At 43.9% G+C, this 18,397-nt stretch carries 19 protein-coding genes; 6 read left to right on the top strand and 13 right to left on the bottom strand.

Annotated elements, in window-relative coordinates:
* Positions 1–3: 3 nt before the first annotated feature.
* From C825_RS04060 to C825_RS04045, 4 genes are all read right to left on the bottom strand, one after another.
* Complete coding sequence (locus C825_RS04060; RefSeq protein ID WP_010801497.1) at positions 4–492, bottom strand: cupin domain-containing protein; 489 nt, start codon at positions 490–492, stop codon at positions 4–6.
* A 15-nt stretch (positions 493–507) separates the two neighbouring features.
* Positions 508–1,197, bottom strand: coding sequence for an outer membrane beta-barrel protein (locus C825_RS04055; protein WP_010801496.1), 690 nt, complete (start codon positions 1,195–1,197; stop codon positions 508–510).
* A 325-nt stretch (positions 1,198–1,522) separates the two neighbouring features.
* On the bottom strand, positions 1,523–2,104 hold the full coding sequence (locus tag C825_RS04050) for a hypothetical protein (RefSeq protein WP_010801495.1): 582 nt from the start codon (positions 2,102–2,104) through the stop codon (positions 1,523–1,525).
* 12 nt (positions 2,105–2,116) lie between these two features.
* Positions 2,117–2,605 (bottom strand): RNA polymerase sigma factor, encoded by a 489-nt coding sequence (locus C825_RS04045; protein WP_010801494.1) that lies wholly within the window; start codon positions 2,603–2,605, stop codon positions 2,117–2,119.
* Between the two features lie 183 nt (positions 2,606–2,788).
* Here C825_RS04045 and C825_RS04040 point away from each other — a divergent pair, with 183 nt between their 5' ends.
* From C825_RS04040 to C825_RS04015, 6 genes are read left to right on the top strand one after another with little or no spacing between them, the layout of a single operon-like run.
* Positions 2,789–3,589 (top strand): IclR family transcriptional regulator, encoded by an 801-nt coding sequence (locus C825_RS04040; RefSeq protein ID WP_010801493.1) that lies wholly within the window; start codon positions 2,789–2,791, stop codon positions 3,587–3,589.
* Positions 3,590–3,615: 26 nt separating this feature from the next.
* Positions 3,616–5,979: an HzsA-related protein gene (locus C825_RS04035; protein WP_010801492.1), complete on the top strand. Its 2,364-nt coding sequence runs from the start codon at positions 3,616–3,618 to the stop codon at positions 5,977–5,979.
* Positions 5,980–5,994: 15 nt separating this feature from the next.
* Positions 5,995–6,765 (top strand): SDR family oxidoreductase, encoded by a 771-nt coding sequence (locus C825_RS04030; RefSeq protein ID WP_010801491.1) that lies wholly within the window; start codon positions 5,995–5,997, stop codon positions 6,763–6,765.
* Positions 6,766–6,767: 2 nt separating this feature from the next.
* On the top strand, positions 6,768–7,469 hold the full coding sequence (deoC, locus tag C825_RS04025; protein ID WP_010801490.1) for a deoxyribose-phosphate aldolase: 702 nt from the start codon (positions 6,768–6,770) through the stop codon (positions 7,467–7,469).
* Positions 7,462–8,988, top strand: coding sequence for a xylulokinase (locus C825_RS04020; protein WP_010801489.1), 1,527 nt, complete (start codon positions 7,462–7,464; stop codon positions 8,986–8,988). Before deoC ends, C825_RS04020 begins: the two co-directional genes overlap by 8 nt.
* Positions 8,989–8,999: 11 nt before the next feature.
* Positions 9,000–9,701 (top strand): cupin domain-containing protein, encoded by a 702-nt coding sequence (locus C825_RS04015; protein ID WP_010801488.1) that lies wholly within the window; start codon positions 9,000–9,002, stop codon positions 9,699–9,701.
* Positions 9,702–9,743: 42 nt separating this feature from the next.
* On the opposite strand, the gene folE is transcribed toward C825_RS04015, so the two are convergent.
* From folE to C825_RS03970, 9 genes are all read right to left on the bottom strand, one after another.
* Complete coding sequence (gene folE / locus C825_RS04010; RefSeq protein ID WP_010801487.1) at positions 9,744–10,337, bottom strand: GTP cyclohydrolase I FolE; 594 nt, start codon at positions 10,335–10,337, stop codon at positions 9,744–9,746.
* Between the two features lie 50 nt (positions 10,338–10,387).
* The gene (locus C825_RS04005; protein ID WP_010801486.1) at positions 10,388–10,891 is read right to left on the bottom strand and encodes an SPOR domain-containing protein; all 504 of its coding nucleotides are present in this window, start codon (positions 10,889–10,891) and stop codon (positions 10,388–10,390) included.
* A gap of 68 nt (positions 10,892–10,959) precedes the next feature.
* Complete coding sequence (tpiA, locus tag C825_RS04000) at positions 10,960–11,715, bottom strand: triose-phosphate isomerase (protein ID WP_007655752.1); 756 nt, start codon at positions 11,713–11,715, stop codon at positions 10,960–10,962.
* 38 nt (positions 11,716–11,753) lie between these two features.
* Positions 11,754–13,031, bottom strand: a complete 1,278-nt coding sequence (locus C825_RS03995) for a BT_3928 family protein (protein WP_010801485.1) — start codon at positions 13,029–13,031, stop codon at positions 11,754–11,756.
* Positions 13,032–13,034: 3 nt separating this feature from the next.
* The gene (locus tag C825_RS03990) at positions 13,035–13,580 is read right to left on the bottom strand and encodes a DUF1599 domain-containing protein (RefSeq protein ID WP_007655754.1); all 546 of its coding nucleotides are present in this window, start codon (positions 13,578–13,580) and stop codon (positions 13,035–13,037) included.
* 93 nt (positions 13,581–13,673) lie between these two features.
* Positions 13,674–14,921, bottom strand: coding sequence for a M23 family metallopeptidase (locus C825_RS03985; protein ID WP_007655755.1), 1,248 nt, complete (start codon positions 14,919–14,921; stop codon positions 13,674–13,676).
* A 208-nt stretch (positions 14,922–15,129) separates the two neighbouring features.
* Positions 15,130–17,226, bottom strand: coding sequence for an ATP-dependent DNA helicase RecG (gene recG / locus C825_RS03980; protein WP_007655756.1), 2,097 nt, complete (start codon positions 17,224–17,226; stop codon positions 15,130–15,132).
* A 38-nt stretch (positions 17,227–17,264) separates the two neighbouring features.
* Positions 17,265–17,726 (bottom strand): porin family protein, encoded by a 462-nt coding sequence (locus C825_RS03975; protein WP_010801484.1) that lies wholly within the window; start codon positions 17,724–17,726, stop codon positions 17,265–17,267.
* A gap of 90 nt (positions 17,727–17,816) precedes the next feature.
* Positions 17,817–18,278, bottom strand: coding sequence for a hypothetical protein (locus tag C825_RS03970; RefSeq protein WP_228100124.1), 462 nt, complete (start codon positions 18,276–18,278; stop codon positions 17,817–17,819).
* Positions 18,279–18,397 lie beyond the last annotated feature (119 nt).

Below are 18,397 nucleotides of genomic sequence, written 5' to 3'. Positions count from 1 at the left end.
TCTCTATCTACACAATTGTTCAATAATCTCTTTTTCCTGAGGATACCTAACGACCAGTTCTTCTTTCCGGGCCAGTTCGAAATCTTTATATTCGAATCCGGGAGCGACGGCACAACTTACTAACGTAAACCCTTTCGGTTCTTTCAGGCGGGCAGCAAACCAGGTATCAGGTTCAACAGTGATCTGCAACTGTCCTCCCTCCTGATCCGAAAGTTCACGACAAACAAGTTGTCCTTTTTCGAAAGAATAAATATGTAAAGGTTCGCCTTTATGGAAAAACCAGCTTTCCGGAGATTGAATACGGTGAAAAGCCGAAAAGTCCGCCTCTTCCAACAGATAATAGATCGTTGTCAATACTCTGCGGTCGGATGGATATCCGGGAATAGGTTTCCACTTGTCCGGACGATATACTTCCTTAAAATAACCACCCTCCGGATGCGGAGACATATTTAGTTTTTCAATCCAATAAGAAGAATCCTTGCTACGATCCATAAGCTATATATCTTATTATTTATGACGACGAACACTACGAATAGTACCCGTCTTTTCTGTTCTTAATTTATACCCCAAAGATAATCCAAATGTAAATGTACGGTCACGTATTCCATCCGATAAACAGGTAAAACTAGGTAAATAAGCGATATTAAATCCTAATTGCATATTCCTGAAGTCTTTCCGGATGCCACCCACACATTTCAAACCGAACAGGACAGGATGAATGCCATCCAGCTTTTCTTTTGTCGACTTATAATCTGAAACTGTATCATCAAAATCCGAATAGGTTGTTACTACCGATTTCAGATTAAAATCGAGTCTGGGCCCCACTCCGATAAAAAAAGTATAACCGTCACGACTTGTTTTCTTAATGTCGAAAGTTGTACTCAATGTAAGATAATGTAACTTATCTTTTTCTGTAATCCTCCCACTCCATTCAGCCCCAGTTATCGAATTATAAGGTATTTTCACTTGACCGCCTCTTCGGGTATAACCGATATTGCTGGATAAATTATACCAGCCTTTATCCAAATACTGATACCCTAACGACATCTGATAGGGATAAACCTTATTCGTACTGGCTTTTTTTGCTCGCATAGATGTTATGCCAAAACCGTTTTCCAACGTTATCACTTGTGCATTTCCCTTTACGGCAATACATAACAACATACACACCAACCATACACAACTCTTATTTTTCATAATCTTCATTTAATTCGTTATGAGAATTAAACGAGAGTCGGAACAATTTCGTATGTTACCCCTCTATATTTAGGACGACTACAGGGGATTTTTTATTATACTGGCAAAAACAGCGTCTCTACAATTACGCGCAACTGGTATTTCATGGTCTGCCACATTCAGGACATTCACGTCATCACTTTTCCCACTCATATCTTTTGTTTTTACACCAAAAGTAGACGAGTAGAAACAAGTCCGGAAATTATTGTGACAAACGGAAGGATTCCTTTGACGAATGGTTTATTATTCTTTAATTTATTGAGACATGCGGATTTATTCTAGAAAGCTATTCATCCTCAAATTCTTTCAATTCCTCCAATCCTTTTTCTATGGTTTCTATAGATTTCTTATCCACATATTTATAACATAAATAACCGATGCAAACACCAAACAACACGCCTATCGCATCTACAATCATATGATAAAGGCTACGGTAATGATGATGTATGAAAAAGATAGAAACTATTACTATCAGAGCGACCAAAGGCCCCACAAACATTCCGCAGCGCTGTATTCTTCTGAACTTTATACACCATGCCATAGCCTCACAAATAGATAGTTTATTCAAATCCAAACGCTCCAGAAAACGGAAATAACAAATACAGTAAATAAGAACGCTCCCCCCCAGCAATCCGGAAATAATCATTGCTGCCGGACGAATAACCACAATATTTTTCATAATCAACACTAAAATAAACATGACGAAAACAAGGATAATACCTCCCCAGTTCATCCATTTTAATCTTGACAGGGCAGAGTTGGTTCGTGTTACAATCATATCCTTAATAATCCTTTTATTCAATATCTCATTCTGTGCCAATCGCTCGTTCAGCACATTCCAACCTGCTTTTAATTCTTCCAGTTCCATATTCTTTTTAATTTAACTGTTTGACATGATTCTTAGTTTCTCTTTAATACGATTGAGTTTTACTGCCACATTATTACGGGAAAGTCCGGTAATATCCGCCATCTCCTGATAACTCTTTTCTTCCAGCCAAAGCAGGATCAGTGCACGCTCCAAACGTCCCAGCCGGTTTATCATCCGGTAAAGTTCATGAAGCTGGGCTGTTTTATCTTCTTCTTCCACAAAATCTTCCAAGTCGACCGAAATCGGTACCACTTCCGGTTTGGACTTTGACTTGCGGAAAAAAGAAATACAAGTATTCAATCCGATACGATACACCCAGGTGGAAGCCTTACACTCGCCCCGGAAGCGGGGAAATGCTTTCCACAGGTTTATCACGACCTCCTGATATAAATCATTCAGATTTTCCGGATCACTTGCATAGATATAGCATACCTTATATATCACCTGCTTATATTCTTCTACAAGTGCGACAAACTCCTTCTCTTGTTGCTGTGCTTTCATTTACTAACAATCGTATTGTTTACTATATCAGTCGTATGCAAAGATGGATAATTACAAGGAAGATGAACAATTATATTATTTATTAACAAAATAAATAAGGCCTATTTCCTGGAAAACTCTACTTTTGTTTCAAATAAGAAACAAAGTTTCATATCAGAAACCGTAAAACAATCTAAAAGGACCATGATTACTCAAGAAGAAATGCAAGAGAAAAACGCTGCCAAATACAATATTCCGATGCTGGAAAAGAGCTTCGAGCTATTGGAATTTCTGGTTAACTACCCCAGCGGACTAACCATGCAGGAACTCGTGAATTTACTGGATACTCCCAAAACGACCATATACAGGCTGCTCAGCTCCATGCAAGGCATGGGCTACCTGACAAAAGATGCCGATACACAACGGTTTTCATTGTCTAAAAGATTTCTGAAACTGGGACTGGCCGCCTTGGGAGAATCAAATATCGTAGAACAATCATTAGCCCCGATGCGTGCCCTCCGCGATACGATCAAAGAGAGTGTCATGCTAGGTGTCTTTATGGAAAACCGGGTAGTCCTTCTCGAACAGGTTTTAGGGTCACATAATTTCACCTTCCTGTTACGTCCCGGAACAAGTTTTTGCCTGCACGCATCGGCGCCGGGCAAAATATTTTTAGCCTATCTATCGGACGAAGAACGCGAAAAGGCTATGCAAACCATCCAATACACAGTCTTCAACAAACATACGATAGCCAACGAAACACAGATGCGCAAAGAGATCAACCGCATCAGAAAAATGGGGTATGCATCCGACCTGGAAGAAGAAATGGCCGGCGTTCATTGCATCGCCACTCCGATATTCAATCAGTTCGGGACCATCGCGGCCACTATTTGGACCTCCGGCCCATCCGGCCGGCTGGATAAAGAAAAATTCCCGGAGACATCGAAAGAACTGATCCGGACTGCTCGCATTATCTCCGCTAACATGGGGTATATTCCTGAATAAATTCTTACTTTCTTAATATGGACATCATGAAAAGCTACTACAAATTCTTAATTCTTCTGACCTTCCTATTCGGAGGAAGCACATTACTTTCTGCCGAACAAATGAATCCCAAAAAGATTACGCTAACATCTCATGCAAAAGAACAATTAGCAGGAAAACAAATATTATATATAGAACGAGAACAATACGCTCCAGACCATCACAATACAGCAACCATATTTCAAAAAGGAGAAATTAACGAAAACAGCTTCTGCCCAGGAGGAGCCATGAGAATATATGATATCAATACCGGAAATACAACGACACTGATAGAACTGGAAAATGGCGTAATTCGTGATCCTGAATTATCTTTTGACGGTAAAAAGATAATTTTCTCTATGCGGAAAAATAAAGACGATTACTATCATATCTACGAAATTAATATAGATGGCTCCGAATTAAAACAACTCACGTTTGCAGAAGGTGTGTCTGATATTGACCCACTGTACCTGCCTGACGGAGGGATCGTATTCAGCTCTACACGCCAGCCAAAGTATTGCATGTGTAATCGACATATTATGTGTAACCTGTATCGTATGGAAGCAGACGGTGCCAATATCACACAAATCGGTATAAGCACATTGTTTGAAGGGCATTCTACCTTATTGAACGATGGTAGAATCTTATACGACCGTTGGGAATATGTCGACCGTAACTTCGGTGATGCACAAGGTTTATGGACAGTAAATCCAGATGGAACAAAACATTCCATCTATTATGGTAACAATACCCAATCACCAGGTGGAGTAATCGATGCTCGCCAAATACCTGGGACCGACCAGGTGATTTGTATCTTCGGATCATGCCACGACCGCCCTTGGGGAGCACTCGCCATTATTGACAGAAAAAAAGGAGTAGACGGCATTGAACCTGTTATACAAATATGGCCGGAAAATAGCAGAAATTTGATCGGCAAAGGAAATTTGGATTCATTCAAATGGATTGATTACTTCTTTGAAGATCCTTTCCCCGTAAATGAAAATTTCTTTCTTGCATCACGAACAATTTGGACAAAAACCCATAAACAAGCCCCCATAGATTCTAAATCAGGCATTTATCTAATCGGGCGAGACAGTACACAAGAATTACTTATAGAAGGAAGCCGAAGCCTTTTCGATCCAATGATTATCCAAGCACGCCCCAAACCTCATACTATACCTACAAATAGAAACTACACAGACAAAAAAGGAACTTTTTATGTGCAAAACGTATATCACGGTACACACATGAATGGGGTAGAGCTTGGAACCGTCAAATACTTGCGTGTTATCGAATCACCAGAAAAAAAAACATGGACAAAAGATGCCTGGTATGGCCAAGGAGAGCAAGCTCCGGCTGTTAACTGGCATAGTTTTGAAACCAAACGAATCCTGGGAGAAGTTCCGGTGGAAGAAGATGGATCCGCCAATTTTGAAGTACCATCCGGCACATACGTTTATTTTCAGCTGCTTGACAAAAACAAAAAAATGATTCAGTCCATGCGTAGCGGTACAATGGTGATGCCAGGAGAAACAAACGGTTGTATTGGCTGCCATGAAGATCGTTTAAGCACACCCAGCTCTATGGGAGCAAAACCATTGGCACTGAAAAAAAGCCCTGCCAAACTGAACGGCTGGATGGGGAAGGCTGCCAAAAGCTTCTCTTTTATGGAGCAAGTTCAACCCATATTAGATAAAAATTGTGTACGTTGTCATGACTTCGACCTCAAAAATCGCGAGAAATTGGTATTAGCGAAAGATAAAAATCCATTTTTTAATGCAGCCTATGTCAATCTATATGTAAAAAAGAAAGTTACCCTTATTGGCGGAGGGCCAGCACAGATACAAAAACCTTACTCTTGGGGATCTCATGCAAGTAAGCTTACTAAAATTATCGATGAAAACCATCACAATATCAAATTATCGGTTAAAGAAAAAGAGACATTTTACACTTGGATGGACCTAAACGGGGTTTATTATCCGGTATACGAATCTGCATTCGATTCAACTCTTGCCGGACGAAGTCCATTGTACGATCACGAAATACGGGAATTAACAGCTTTGACGGGTATAAACATTTGGTTACTCGACTGTTTTTGGAGAGAATTACCTGCACAAATATCTTTCGACCGCCCGGAAGTCAGTCCATGCCTGGATAAAATCAGAAACGACAAGCAGAAATATGCCCGTGCCGTCGAAATCATCCGCACCGGACAAAAGCGGCTGAAAGCTACTCCACGCGGAGATATTGAAAAAGACCTCGTTCCCTGCGAACGGCATAAAGCACAGCTACGAAAATATGCGGAACGTCTGAAAGTCGAACAGCAAAACTGTTCGGTCATCGGACAAGGTGATAAGATTTACGACAAATAATATAAACACACAACCATGAGTACACTCGATTTATTCAGCCTGAAAGGGAAAAAAGGCTTTATCACCGGAGCCGCACGCGGTATTGGAAAATGCCTTGCCGATGCATTCACAGAAATGGGCGCCTCTATCGCTATTGTCGACATAGATATTGCAGAGGCGGAAAAGACAGCCAAAGAACTGGCCGCCCGTTACTCAGCCCACACCATCGCCATCCGCTGCGATGTGACGGATGCAGAAGATGTAGGACAAATGATGGACACATTTATCAAAAAGTACGGCAGCATCGACTTTGCCATCAACAATGCCGGAATAGCAAACACTTATGCAGCAGAGGAAATTTCATCCAAAGACTTCAAGAAAGTTGTCGACATCAATCTGAACGGCGTCTTTCTGACAGCCCAGGCCGCAGCCCGCCAGATGATAAAAGAAGGGAAAGCCGGCAGTATCGTAAACACGGCCTCCATGTCCGCCCATATCATCAACACCCCACAGACAATAGCCAACTATTGTGCCTCTAAGGGTGGCGTGCTTCTGCTGACAAAAGCACTGGCAGTCGAATGGGCCAAGTATAATATACGCGTCAACTGCGTCAGTCCAGGATATATGGCAACTGAGCTGGTTGCAGAGATGAAGGACATGCACGAAGGATGGATATCGAAAATCCCGGCTGGCCGCCTCGGTGTGCCGGAAGACCTTATCGGAGCCTATTTATACCTGTTAAGCGATGCCGCACGCTACACAACAGGGACAGATTTAATTGTTGACGGCGGTTACACAAGTTTATAATCATGAGCACTCACAATCCTATCATTTCCTCCCGGGAAATCGCACGTCTGATCGATATTAGTGCCGTACGTGCAGATTCCACCCGCCAGGACGTGGAAGACATCATCGACGGAGCTATAAAACACAACTTCATCTGCGTCTTCCCCATGCCCAGCATGCTTCTGCTCGTTTTTGAGAAACTGAAAGACCATCCGCAGATCGGAATCGGAGGTGTTGTCGGTTTCCCTTCCGGCGGAGAGACTACGGCAAGCAAGCTGTTCCAGGCTAAAGAACTGAAAGAGGCTGGCTGCAACGAAATCGACATGGTTCTGAATATCGGCAAACTAAAGTCCGGCATGTTGAACGATATAGAAGACGAAATCCGGGAGATCAAAGCTGCCGTTTCCCCTCTTCCTTTAAAAGTAATCATGGAAGTCGTCCTCCTCACCGATGAAGAGATAAAAACAGCTTCCTCCATCATCCTGAAAGCCGGGGCGGATTACATTAAAACCGGAACCGGCTGGGCGGGAGCAACTACGCTCCATCATATCGATCTGATCAAAGAGACCGTCGGCGACGCCATCAAATTAAAAGTGGCGGGAGGCGTCCGCACGCTCGACACGTTGCTGGAAATGTATCAAATGGGCGTCAGCCGTTTCGGTATTGGCTATAAATCAGCCCTCAGCATCATGGAAGAATGTATAAACAGGGAAACACATGAATGAAAAAGTAATATCCTATGATCTGGGAACAGGGGGAATAAAAGCCTCTCTTTTCAATCGCAACGGAGAGGCTCTACATTCCGTCTTTATCCCCTATCCGACTGTCTACCCGCAACCTGGCTGGCAGGAACAGGCACCCGAAGACTGGTGGCAGGCTATCATCCGTTCCACCCGGCACCTGCTGGATAAGACTAAGATCGATAAAAATAAAATAACCGCCCTTGCCATCTCCGGACACAGCCTGGGCGTCGTTCCAATCGGCAAAGACGGTAGCCTGTTGCAGGTTGCCACCCCTATCTGGTCCGATCGCCGGGCCAGTAGCGAAGCCGAAACGTTCTTCAACCGGATCGATTATAAAGAATGGTATGAGACAACCGGCAACGGTTTCCCGCCGGAATGTTATTCGGTCTTCAAGATCATGTGGTACAAGAAACATTTCCCGGAACAATATGAGGTTACAGACAAAATAATCGGAACAAAAGACTACTGTAACTACCGGTTTACCGGTCGCCTTTGCACCGACTATTCGTATGCCTCCGGAAGCGGAGTTTTCGACTTGAAAACCTGGAACTACAAAGAGGAATATGTACAGGCATCCGGCATCCGCCCGGATATATTCCCGGAAATACTGGACTCAGACGCTATCGTCGGGACAATTACTCCCGAAGCCTCTCTCGAAACCGGATTGCCGGAACATGTCAGGGTTATCTGCGGCGGTGTGGACAACTCTTGTATGGCCCTGGGAAGCAAAGGGATCAAGCCTTCCCGTATTTATACCTCGCTGGGATCTTCTGCCTGGATCGCCCTGGTATCCGAAAATCCGGTGCTCGACTTTGACAAAAAGCCTTATGTCTTTACACACGTCATCAAAGGAATGTATGCCTCCGCCACCTGCATATTCTCGGCAGGGAGTAGCCTGCAATGGGTACGAAATACGATCTGTCCCGATCTGTTATCGGCCGAAGAACAAGGTGGAGAAGACGCCTATATAGCCATGAACAAACTGGCAGAGACTTCGGCTCCGGGTGCGAATGGCCTGCTCTTCAACCCAAGCCTGGCTGGTGGTTCAAGCATCGAGCCCAGCCCGGATATGACAGGAGCCTTTACCGGACTGAGATTGGGGAATACCCGTGCCGACCTGATTCGTGCAACCATGGAAGGTATCGCCTTGAATCTTCGTATCGCACTGGATCTGTTCCGGAAATATCACGCCTCATTCTCTGAGATGTTATTTGTCGGCGGTGGCACAAAAAGTGATTTTTGGATGCAGCTCTTTGCCGACATCTACGAACTGGAAATCCAAAAGACAAACATCGGGCAGGAGGCGGCTTCGTTGGGTGCTGCGGCACTCGCCCTGAAAGGTACAGGTCTTTGGAATAGTTATGAAAAGATCGACACCCTGCATCAGGAACAACAGCGGTTCAGGCCCGATCCCCGTCATCAGGCAACCTACCGGAAAGTCCTCGACAACTTCAAGGCACTTGCCGACAGTATTGCTTCCCTGAATAGTACAAACAAATAAATGAACCAACAATGAATGCAAAACAACTTACCGCATCCATTCTGTTATCCGCCCTGTTGTTAGGCGGATTCACCGGATGCGAAACAAACAAAAGTAAAGACAACATGGTACAGACAAAAGAAAAGGTATTCACCAAAAAGTACACAAATGCAGATTTTTATGTAGACGGAAAGTTCAACGGCGAAGTCGCCCTGAAAGCCTATCTCGAAATGTTTGAATTTTATGGAGTTCCCTTTACAGACTTTATGAAGGAGAACATGTGGATATCCGATTTCGGCTTAGGAGATTTCGAACATGCCGGTATGGCCGGCGTATTTTGGGTTAACGACCCGGTTAACCGCCATTTCGGACACGAAATATATCTGTTACCCGGACAAATGATCCCGGAACACCGTCATGTGGCAACCCCTGAGTATCCGGCTAAATTCGAATCATGGATGGTACGCAACGGATCGGCTTATAATTTCGGGATCGGTGATCCTACCCCCAATCCTCCGGCATTGCCTGAAAGTCAGAAAGAGGCTATCACTGTCTCCAACTTCACTTATATGAAAGTCGGCGATATACTTCCGCTGAAGGAACTCTTGTCTCCTCATTTCCTTCGTGCAGGCGACAATGGTGCCATCATCTCGGAATTCGGAACATACCAGGATGGGAACGGATTAAAATTCACCAATCAAAAGGCTGTGTTCACAGACGTGCTACGTCCTTAAACAATCAGGTGACCGTATAATCCCGTACGGTCACCGCAAATCCTACCGGTTATTCTTGATCAGGTTCATAAATTCCTCACGCGTCTTAGCCTGCTGGAAGAAACCTGTAAAGTCGGAAGTTGTCGTCAGGGAATTCTGTTTCTCCACGCCACGCATCTGCATGCACATGTGCTGTGCTTCGATCACCACCATGACACCCAGAGGGTCCAATGTTTGCTGGATGCAGTCCTTGATCTGCATAGTCAGGCGTTCCTGGATTTGCAGGCGGCGGGCAAAGATATCCACTACCCGGGGAATCTTGCTCAGACCCGTAATATATTTCTTGGGAATATAAGCGACATGGGCCTTTCCGAAGAACGGAAGCATATGATGTTCACACAGCGAAAAGAAATCAATATCTTTTACAATAACCATCTGCTTGTAGTCCTCTTCCTGAAACATAGCGGAAGCAAGTACCTTTGCAGGATCTTCGTTGTATCCTTTGGTTAAAAACTGCATAGCTTTTGCTACACGTTCCGGCGTTTTGATCAGACCTTCACGTTCGGCATCTTCGCCCAGCAGGCCTAATATTTGTTTGTAATGGCCGGCCAGTTCTTCGCGTGCCGCCAAGGTCTTGTCGTCTATTTCTTTTGTCATTTCTATAATTATCCGTGTCAGGCACGGGGACAAGTTTCTTATTTTCTTAGTTAATTCAATGGAATTTTTACTTCTTCCCGGACAATATACATTTCTTTTCCGAACGAAGGGAAAGCTGTCATCAACAGGCGTTGCATATGATATGCTTCTTCGTGTGAACGGAAATCACCTACACGCAGTTTCCAAAACGGTGCGGTATAGCTGACATAAGTCGGGACATCAGGGAAAAGTTCCTTGATCTTCTTTTCTTTTTCGAACGCTTCATCTTTCGACTTACGTTGGCTATTTCCGGAAAACACCTGTGTCCGGAATCCCTGTATCTTCAGGAAGGCAGTACTATCCGTCTTCTCTACATTATCACCATACAGGCGTACTCCCACCATTTTACGAAGGGCCTCCGGCTGATTGACAATCACCTCGCCTTTACCGGGCTTCGATGTTTGCAGGTCGTCAAAAATCGTCTGTGCCGATCCATCGACACTCATTTGTGCTGACGCCCCGGTCACACAAACCAGTAACATGAATAAGAAAGTGATACAAGGGGAATTCTTCATTGTGATTTATTTTTATGTTCAAATCGGGAGGGAAAGAGCGTTTGCCCTTTCCCTACAGGATAATGTCATTAAAATGCTTCAACGATCGGCATGAATTTATCAACAGCCAGAGAAGCACCACCGATCAGACCACCGTCTACGTTCGGTTTAGAGAACAATTCTTTTGCGTTACCGGCATTAGCACTACCACCATACAAGATTGTGCAGTCGTCAGCCACTGTGTTGCCATATTTTGCAGCCAGTGTAGCACGGATATGAGCATGGATTTCTTCAGCCTGTTCAGCAGAAGCAGTCTTGCCTGTACCGATAGCCCAAACCGGTTCGTAAGCCAGAACGATCTTACCGAAATCTTCAGCAGAAAGGTCGAACAAAGATTCTTTGATCTGAGCGTCTACCACTTCGAAGTGTTTGCCGGCTTCTCTTTCTTCCAGAACCTCACCGATACAGAAGATCGGAGTCAGACCGTTAGCCAGAGCCAACTGAACTTTAGTTTTCAGAATCTCCGGAGTTTCATGATAGTAAGCACGTCTTTCAGAGTGACCCAGGATCACATATTTAGCACCTGTAGAAGCAACCATAGCAGCAGAAACTTCACCGGTGTAAGCACCTTTTTCTTTGTCAGCACAGTTTTCAGCAGCTACACCGATTTTATCAGTATCGATAGCAGCAGCGATGCTTGCCAGGTGAGTGAACGGAGTACCGATGATTACATCACAGTTGATAGCTTTGCCTTTCAGGGCTTCATTTAATCCTTTTGCCAATTCCAGACCTTCCTGAAGAGTTGTGTTCATCTTCCAGTTTCCTGCAACAATATTCTTTCTCATGATTTAATTAATTAAATATATAAATACAATAAAATCTTTTATTCAGCCTTCTCTTTCCGTCTCCGGCGGAATCGGAAAAAGTCATATACCCAAACGAGCAGCAAAGGTACGGTAAAAGTCAATAAAATGGTAATAAGCCAGCCATCTTCTTTTTCTTTTGTTTCACTCAGGTTCAAATGATCTTCGATCTCAGCCTTTACATGTTCCTCGTCCGGGATATCGTTATAATGCCATTTGCCCATCACAGTACCGTCTTTCAGCAGTACCAGCCCCGGGTTAGAACGGATGATCGTCTTCAATAATACCTCGTCGGCCATACGGAACGGATATTCGGCACCGGTATTGTCGCTCCATTCATCGATCATTTCAGGAGAGGAACCGGTCACACAATAGAAAGGCATTTCATATTCCAGCGCATAATCGTACACTCCGTTTATCTCGTCAATCTGTTCATCATCCGCCTTTTCCAGTTTCGGAGCGATCAACAGCAGAACCGGTTGCGGATTATGTAATATCTCATCGGTGACATCATCTCCTTCGGCGTTATAGATATTAAAAGAAGCCACAGGAGGTTCATACCCTTTCTTTATCAGTTCGGTCTTCGACTCAACAAATGTCCAGGTACTGTCATTTTGCGGATAGTTTTCCAAAGAAAATTCTTTCTGTACGCCATCTTTCTCATAGACAAAAGTATATTTATACTCATCTTCGGGAGCGCCATCGGGTATTGCCATTAAAGAAGGGATATTAGCCCCGATCTTATACGGACGAAAATCCATGACCGGTAAATGATTGTAATTCCAGTAAGCAAACCCAATGCAGAAAAAGTAAGAGAACAACGCCACGAACCAGTAAACCTTGTAAGTAAAACACTGGAACATCTTACCGCAGTTCATGAACACCATAATAGCAGCAGCCGAAAGAACCAGGTTCTTAAAAAACGTCTCCCAATTCGTAATAACGACTGCATCCCCGAAACAACCGCAGTCGGAAACCGGATTGAATATCGCAAGATACAACGTCAGCGGCGTCATGAATGCCATAAAAAGTAAAACAAGGAAAGAGTTGTAGCGGCGGTATACCCCTAACAACATACAAACACCCATGGCAAACTCGGCAGCCGAAAGGGCAAAAGATGCCAGGACAGTAAAAGGCTGCAACATATCCAACCCGAAAGAAGTCAGATAGTCGCCTATCTTAATTGCGCCTCCCATCGGATCGACCGCCTTTACAAAACCGGAGAAGATAAACACGACCCCGATCAGCAGACGGCTGCACTCTGTCAGTATCTTTATTGCAGTCTCTTTATAGTTCATATATTATTCTTCGCCATATTCGAGTTTGATCAAACCGAACAGGGCGTAATTAATCATATCCATATAATTGGCATCCACACCTTCCGATACGATCGTCTTGCCACCATGGCTTTCTATCTGTTTGGTACGGTAGATCTTCATCAGGATCAGATCGGTATAGGAACTGATACGCATGCTGCGCCAGGCTTCATCGTAATCATGGTTCTTGGCATACATCAACTCTTTGGTTTCCGTTATGTACTTATCGTACAATGCCAGCGCTTCCTCATTCGTCATATCGGTCGTATCCGAAAAACCTTTTGCCAACTGGATCAGTCCGATCACTCCGTAATTAACGATCGCAACAAACTCCGGACGTATCCCTTCGTCCACCATGCTCACCCCTTTTATCTCGAGGCTGCGGATACGGTTTGCCTTAATAAATATCTGGTCGGTCACAGACAGGGGACGCATAATCCGCCAGGAGGGACCGTAATCTTTCAACTTCTTTTCGAACAACTCCCGGCATTGGGAGATCACTTTCTCGAATTGCTCTTTCGTATCAGCCATATACTAAATATATTATGCCGCAAAGATAGTAAAAAAACAACAAAGGCACAGATGAAGTTTCCATCTGCGCCTTGCCTTTATCTTAAAAATAACTTATTTACAGCGGATGGAACGACCCAGTTTCAAAACAGTAGTTTTGGATATACCATTCATTTCGCACAACTTGCCAACTGTTGTTCCGTATTTAGCAGCCAGAGCACCCAAGGTATCACCACTCTTAATGCGGTGGTAAACAGGTGTTGCTTCCTGATCAGCACTGACATTTCCAGTCAGAGAGGCAACCGGAGTGGCAGCTTCTACAGTTGTAGTCTTAACCGCTTTTGCTACAGTTTGCGTATTTGTCTTTTTGGTTGCAGATTTAGCTGCTACAGTCGCTTCTTTTCCGGCACTACAACGGATTGACTGACCTAAACGAAGCATAGAAGTACTCTTGATGCCATTCAAACGGCAAAGCTCATTAACTGTCGTGCCATACATGCGGGCAATCTTACCCAGTGTATCACCCGATTTCACACGGTGATAAACCATCTGGTCACTTGAAGAAGTATAAATATTACTCTTACGCCCGTTAATCTTTATATTATGGAATACATAAACATCCTGATGAGGAACTGAGTTTTCGAAATCAATAATGTCGGCCGGATTGATAGCCTGTCCCAGGAAGCGGGTTTCGAAATGAAGATGAGAACCGGTAGAACGTCCGGTGTTTCCTCCTAATGCGATCGGATCGCCTGCACGAACAATGTCGTTTACATCAACAAGTGATTTGGATAAGTGACCGTAAACTGTTTCAAGTCCGTTCGGATGGCGAACCACCAGGTAATTTCCATATCCGCGACGTTCGAAATTACGGATACGTACCTTTCCGTCAAATGCTGCACGGATCGTATCGCCTACCTGAACCTTCAGGTCTATTCCTTTATGCATACGACGACGACGGGGACCATATTTAGAGGTAACGCGCGTCATTGTATCGATAGGAAGAATAAATGTTGAACAATCTATAGCGCAGGAATCCGGCATTTCAACTTTAGCACCTCCACGGAAAGGATCTACCCAACGGGTGTCCCAGTTCGATCCGTACAATTCATCTGCAGGAAACAGAAGGGCTTCATTGGCAGCAAGAGATTCATCAACTCTTGCATTGATCTCTGCCAGTTCTTTCAAACCCATATCTTTACGGATGGTAACACGGTCAGCCATCAGTTCGGATACGCGTTTATCCATTTTTACTATATGTATAGTTTCTTTTGGAGTATCTGTCCCTGTTTGTTTCTGAGCTGATACAGCCGAAACCATAAAGGAAGTACAACAAATAAAAAGTAGTGCTCTTATTTTCATTTTTATCATTTTTCGAAATGGAATCCAGAAGTAAAATAAGCTGTGAAACAGACCCTATTTTTTACAAATCGACCAAAGTTCGTTATTTTGAGCAAGTTGACAAAATTCAATCCGGAAAAATTTCCGCAATGAAAGTGAAGAAATTCAAAACGACGCACTATTCTTTCTGAGACACAAACACTTACACGAAAACATGTTTCACAACATATTAGCTAATCATACTCCAGTTTATCTTCCGGGTAAAGAGTGTTTTTAACCTTTCGTTCAAAATCCGGTTGGGTTCGGACAGTAATTCGGGGTCTTTGTCCAAGACTTCCTGTGCGATATCCCGCGCATATTGCAATATCTGCCCGTCAGCAGCCAGGTTCGCAATCTTCAGGTCAAGCCCTTCCCCGCTTTGCTGGGTTCCTTCCAGATCTCCATGTCCGCGAAGGTGCAGGTCGGCTTCTGCAATCTCAAAACCGTTATTGCTGTTCACCATTATCTCCAGACGCTTACGGGTATCGTTGCTCAGCTTATAAGAAGAGACCAGGATACAATAGGATTGTTCCGCACCACGTCCTACCCTGCCGCGCAACTGGTGTAATTGTGACAGACCGAAACGTTCGGCACTTTCAATCACCATCACAGAGGCATTCGGAACATTCACCCCTACCTCGATAACAGTTGTTGCCATCAATATCTGCGCTTCGCCGGTAATAAATTTCTGCATTTCAGTTTCCTTGTCCGCCGCTTTCATCTTCCCATGCACCATGCAAACCTTATATTCGGGAAACACCTCTTTAAATGTTTCGAAACCGTCTTCCAGATTTTTATAATCCAGCTTCTCACTTCCTTCAATCAGCGGGTAAACAACATACACCTGGCGCCCCAACTGGATTTCCTTACGCAGAAAATCATATAACTGGGCTTTTTTATTATCGTAACGGTGCACTGTCTGGATAGGCTTGCGACCGGGGGGTAACTCATCAATAACGGAAACGTCCAGATCACCATACAAAGTCATGGCAAGTGTCCGGGGAATAGGAGTAGCCGTCATCACCAATACGTGAGGGACAACTGCATTCTTTTTCCAGAGGCGTGAACGTTGTTCCACACCGAAACGATGTTGTTCGTCAATAATAGCCAACCCGAGTGAAGAGAATACCACAGTTTCTTCAATCAGGGCATGCGTTCCTATCACGATCTGTATTTCACCGCTGGCAATGGCCGGAAGTATTTTATTACGCTCCTTCTTTTTCGTCGATCCGGTCAATAAGGCAACACGAATATCCATATCTTTCAGGAATTCCATCACGGTAGCATAATGCTGGGTTGCCAGTATTTCCGTCGGCGCCATCATGCAGGCCTGACAATGGTTATCGACAGCCAGCAGCATGGAGAGTAAAGCGACCAACGTCTTTCCGCTTCCCACATCTCCCTGCAACAGACGGTTCATCTGCCGCCCGCTCCCCATATCGGCACGGATCTCCTTCACCACCCGTTTTTGTGCACCGGTCAGTTCAAACGGAAGATAATCTTTATAGAATGTATTAAAGTAATTCCCGACAGTGGGGAATACGATTCCTTTCAGCTTCAACTTCCGCAGACTGGCTGTACGGAGGATATTCAACTGTATAAAAAACAGTTCGTCGAACTTCAAGCGCAACTGTGCCTGTCTCAGCTTCTCCGTCGACTCCGGAAAATGGACATTACGGATCGCTTCCTTCAACGGCATCATCCGGATACGCGACAGGACATCTGCCGGAAGTGTTTCAGGCAATATCCAGTTCAAAGAACTCAGTAATGTATATTGCAGATTCTGTATCGCCCTCGAATTAAGGAACGACTTTTTCATTTTTTCCGATGTATTATAGAAAGGTGTCAGGCCGGCTGCCACCTGGTCTGCCTGATCCATCGGATCGATATCGGGATGGGGAATATTATAAATATGTCCGAACTCGGTCGGTTTGCCGAAAACAATATAATCTGTCCCCGTTTTGTATTTATCGGTCACATAATTAAGACCTTTGAACCAGACCAGATCGATCGTCCCGGTGCCATCGGTAAATTTAGCCACCAATCGCCGGGTCCGCCCTTCCCCCACCGTGTCATAATACAGAATACGTCCTTTCAGTTGGATATAAGGCATATTTCCCGTTATTTCGGAAACCTTATAAAACCGGCTACGGTCGATATATTTATACGGAAAATAAAACAACAAATCCTCATACGAAGATATTCCGGCCTCTTTCCGTAATATCTCCGCTTTCTTCGGGCCTACACCCGGCAGATACATAAGGGATCGTTTGTCTAAATCAAGCATAGCTGTCTATTTGGACAGCGAATTTATCATTTTTATGGTCACAATGCAAATTTATAGCCAATAGAGAAATGTAAACGGGCAGAATTTTCATTAATCAAATTCTGCATCCAGGAGACACCCACATAATATTTATGATACTCAATGCCTCCTTCCACTGCTGTGCCCAGGCTCGCTGGTGAAGAAAGCCCAATAAAAGGTCCCGCATTCAGACGAACCTTCATCGCCCCATCTACCGACATCCGAAAGGAGGCATATAAAGGTATATCCATACCAAAATTCCAATCTCCAGGTTTATTATACTCACCGCTAACCGTATTCACCAAAGCACCCGGCTGAAAATAAAATATATCCGATACCCGAAAAGAGACCAGCGCACCCATATGAAGCCCCCAAACCTTGGAATAACTGGCACCGGCACGAGGCTCCAACTCTATTCCTTTCGCATTTCCTGTTGCACACAACAAAATCATCAACACTGATAGTAACCAAATTCTTTTCATAATCTCATCTTATTATATGAATAACAACACTTCATCAAAAAAACGAAGTGTTGTTATTTTATTAGCCCCTTTTACAAAAGAAGCTCTTAACTACAAATGAAATTTATAACCTACAGATACGCCAAACAGAAACTCCTGAGTGTTAATGCAATTCTGAAAACAGTTTACCCCAACAAACATCCGCTTCACTTCCACACCAACATCAGCAGTTGCCCCCAATTGCATTGTATGCCCGGTGCCTACATACGCACCACCATTCAGACGCAGGTTTGTTTTCTCACTCAACGGAATATGGAAAGAGACATAAACCGGTACATTCACATCAATATCCCACATATCCGATTTTTTACCAATCCATTGATTAGCCGTATGCAATAAAAATCCTGTTTGAATCGAAAATAGCTTCGATTGAGGGAAATTAATATAGGCCCCTGCATGAAGCCCCCAAACGTCACCACCCATTACTCCGGTACGCGCTTCTATATCGGCTGCTTGCGCACTCGTGAATAATGATAAAACAAAACCTATTAAAAGCAGTATTCTTTTCATCATCTACAAAATTAAACGATTCACAAATATTAAGCAAAAAATAAGAACACTAAGAGCCTGTTTAAATTTTCCTGAAATAAATTTTGCATAAGCTTAACCGGTCTGCTTTATTTTCTTTTTAG

Source organism: Parabacteroides sp. ASF519, assembly GCF_000364265.2.
In the GTDB taxonomy this organism is placed as follows: Bacteria; Bacteroidota; Bacteroidia; order Bacteroidales; family Tannerellaceae; genus Parabacteroides; species Parabacteroides goldsteinii.
This window is presented reverse-complemented; position numbering and strand designations above follow the sequence as displayed.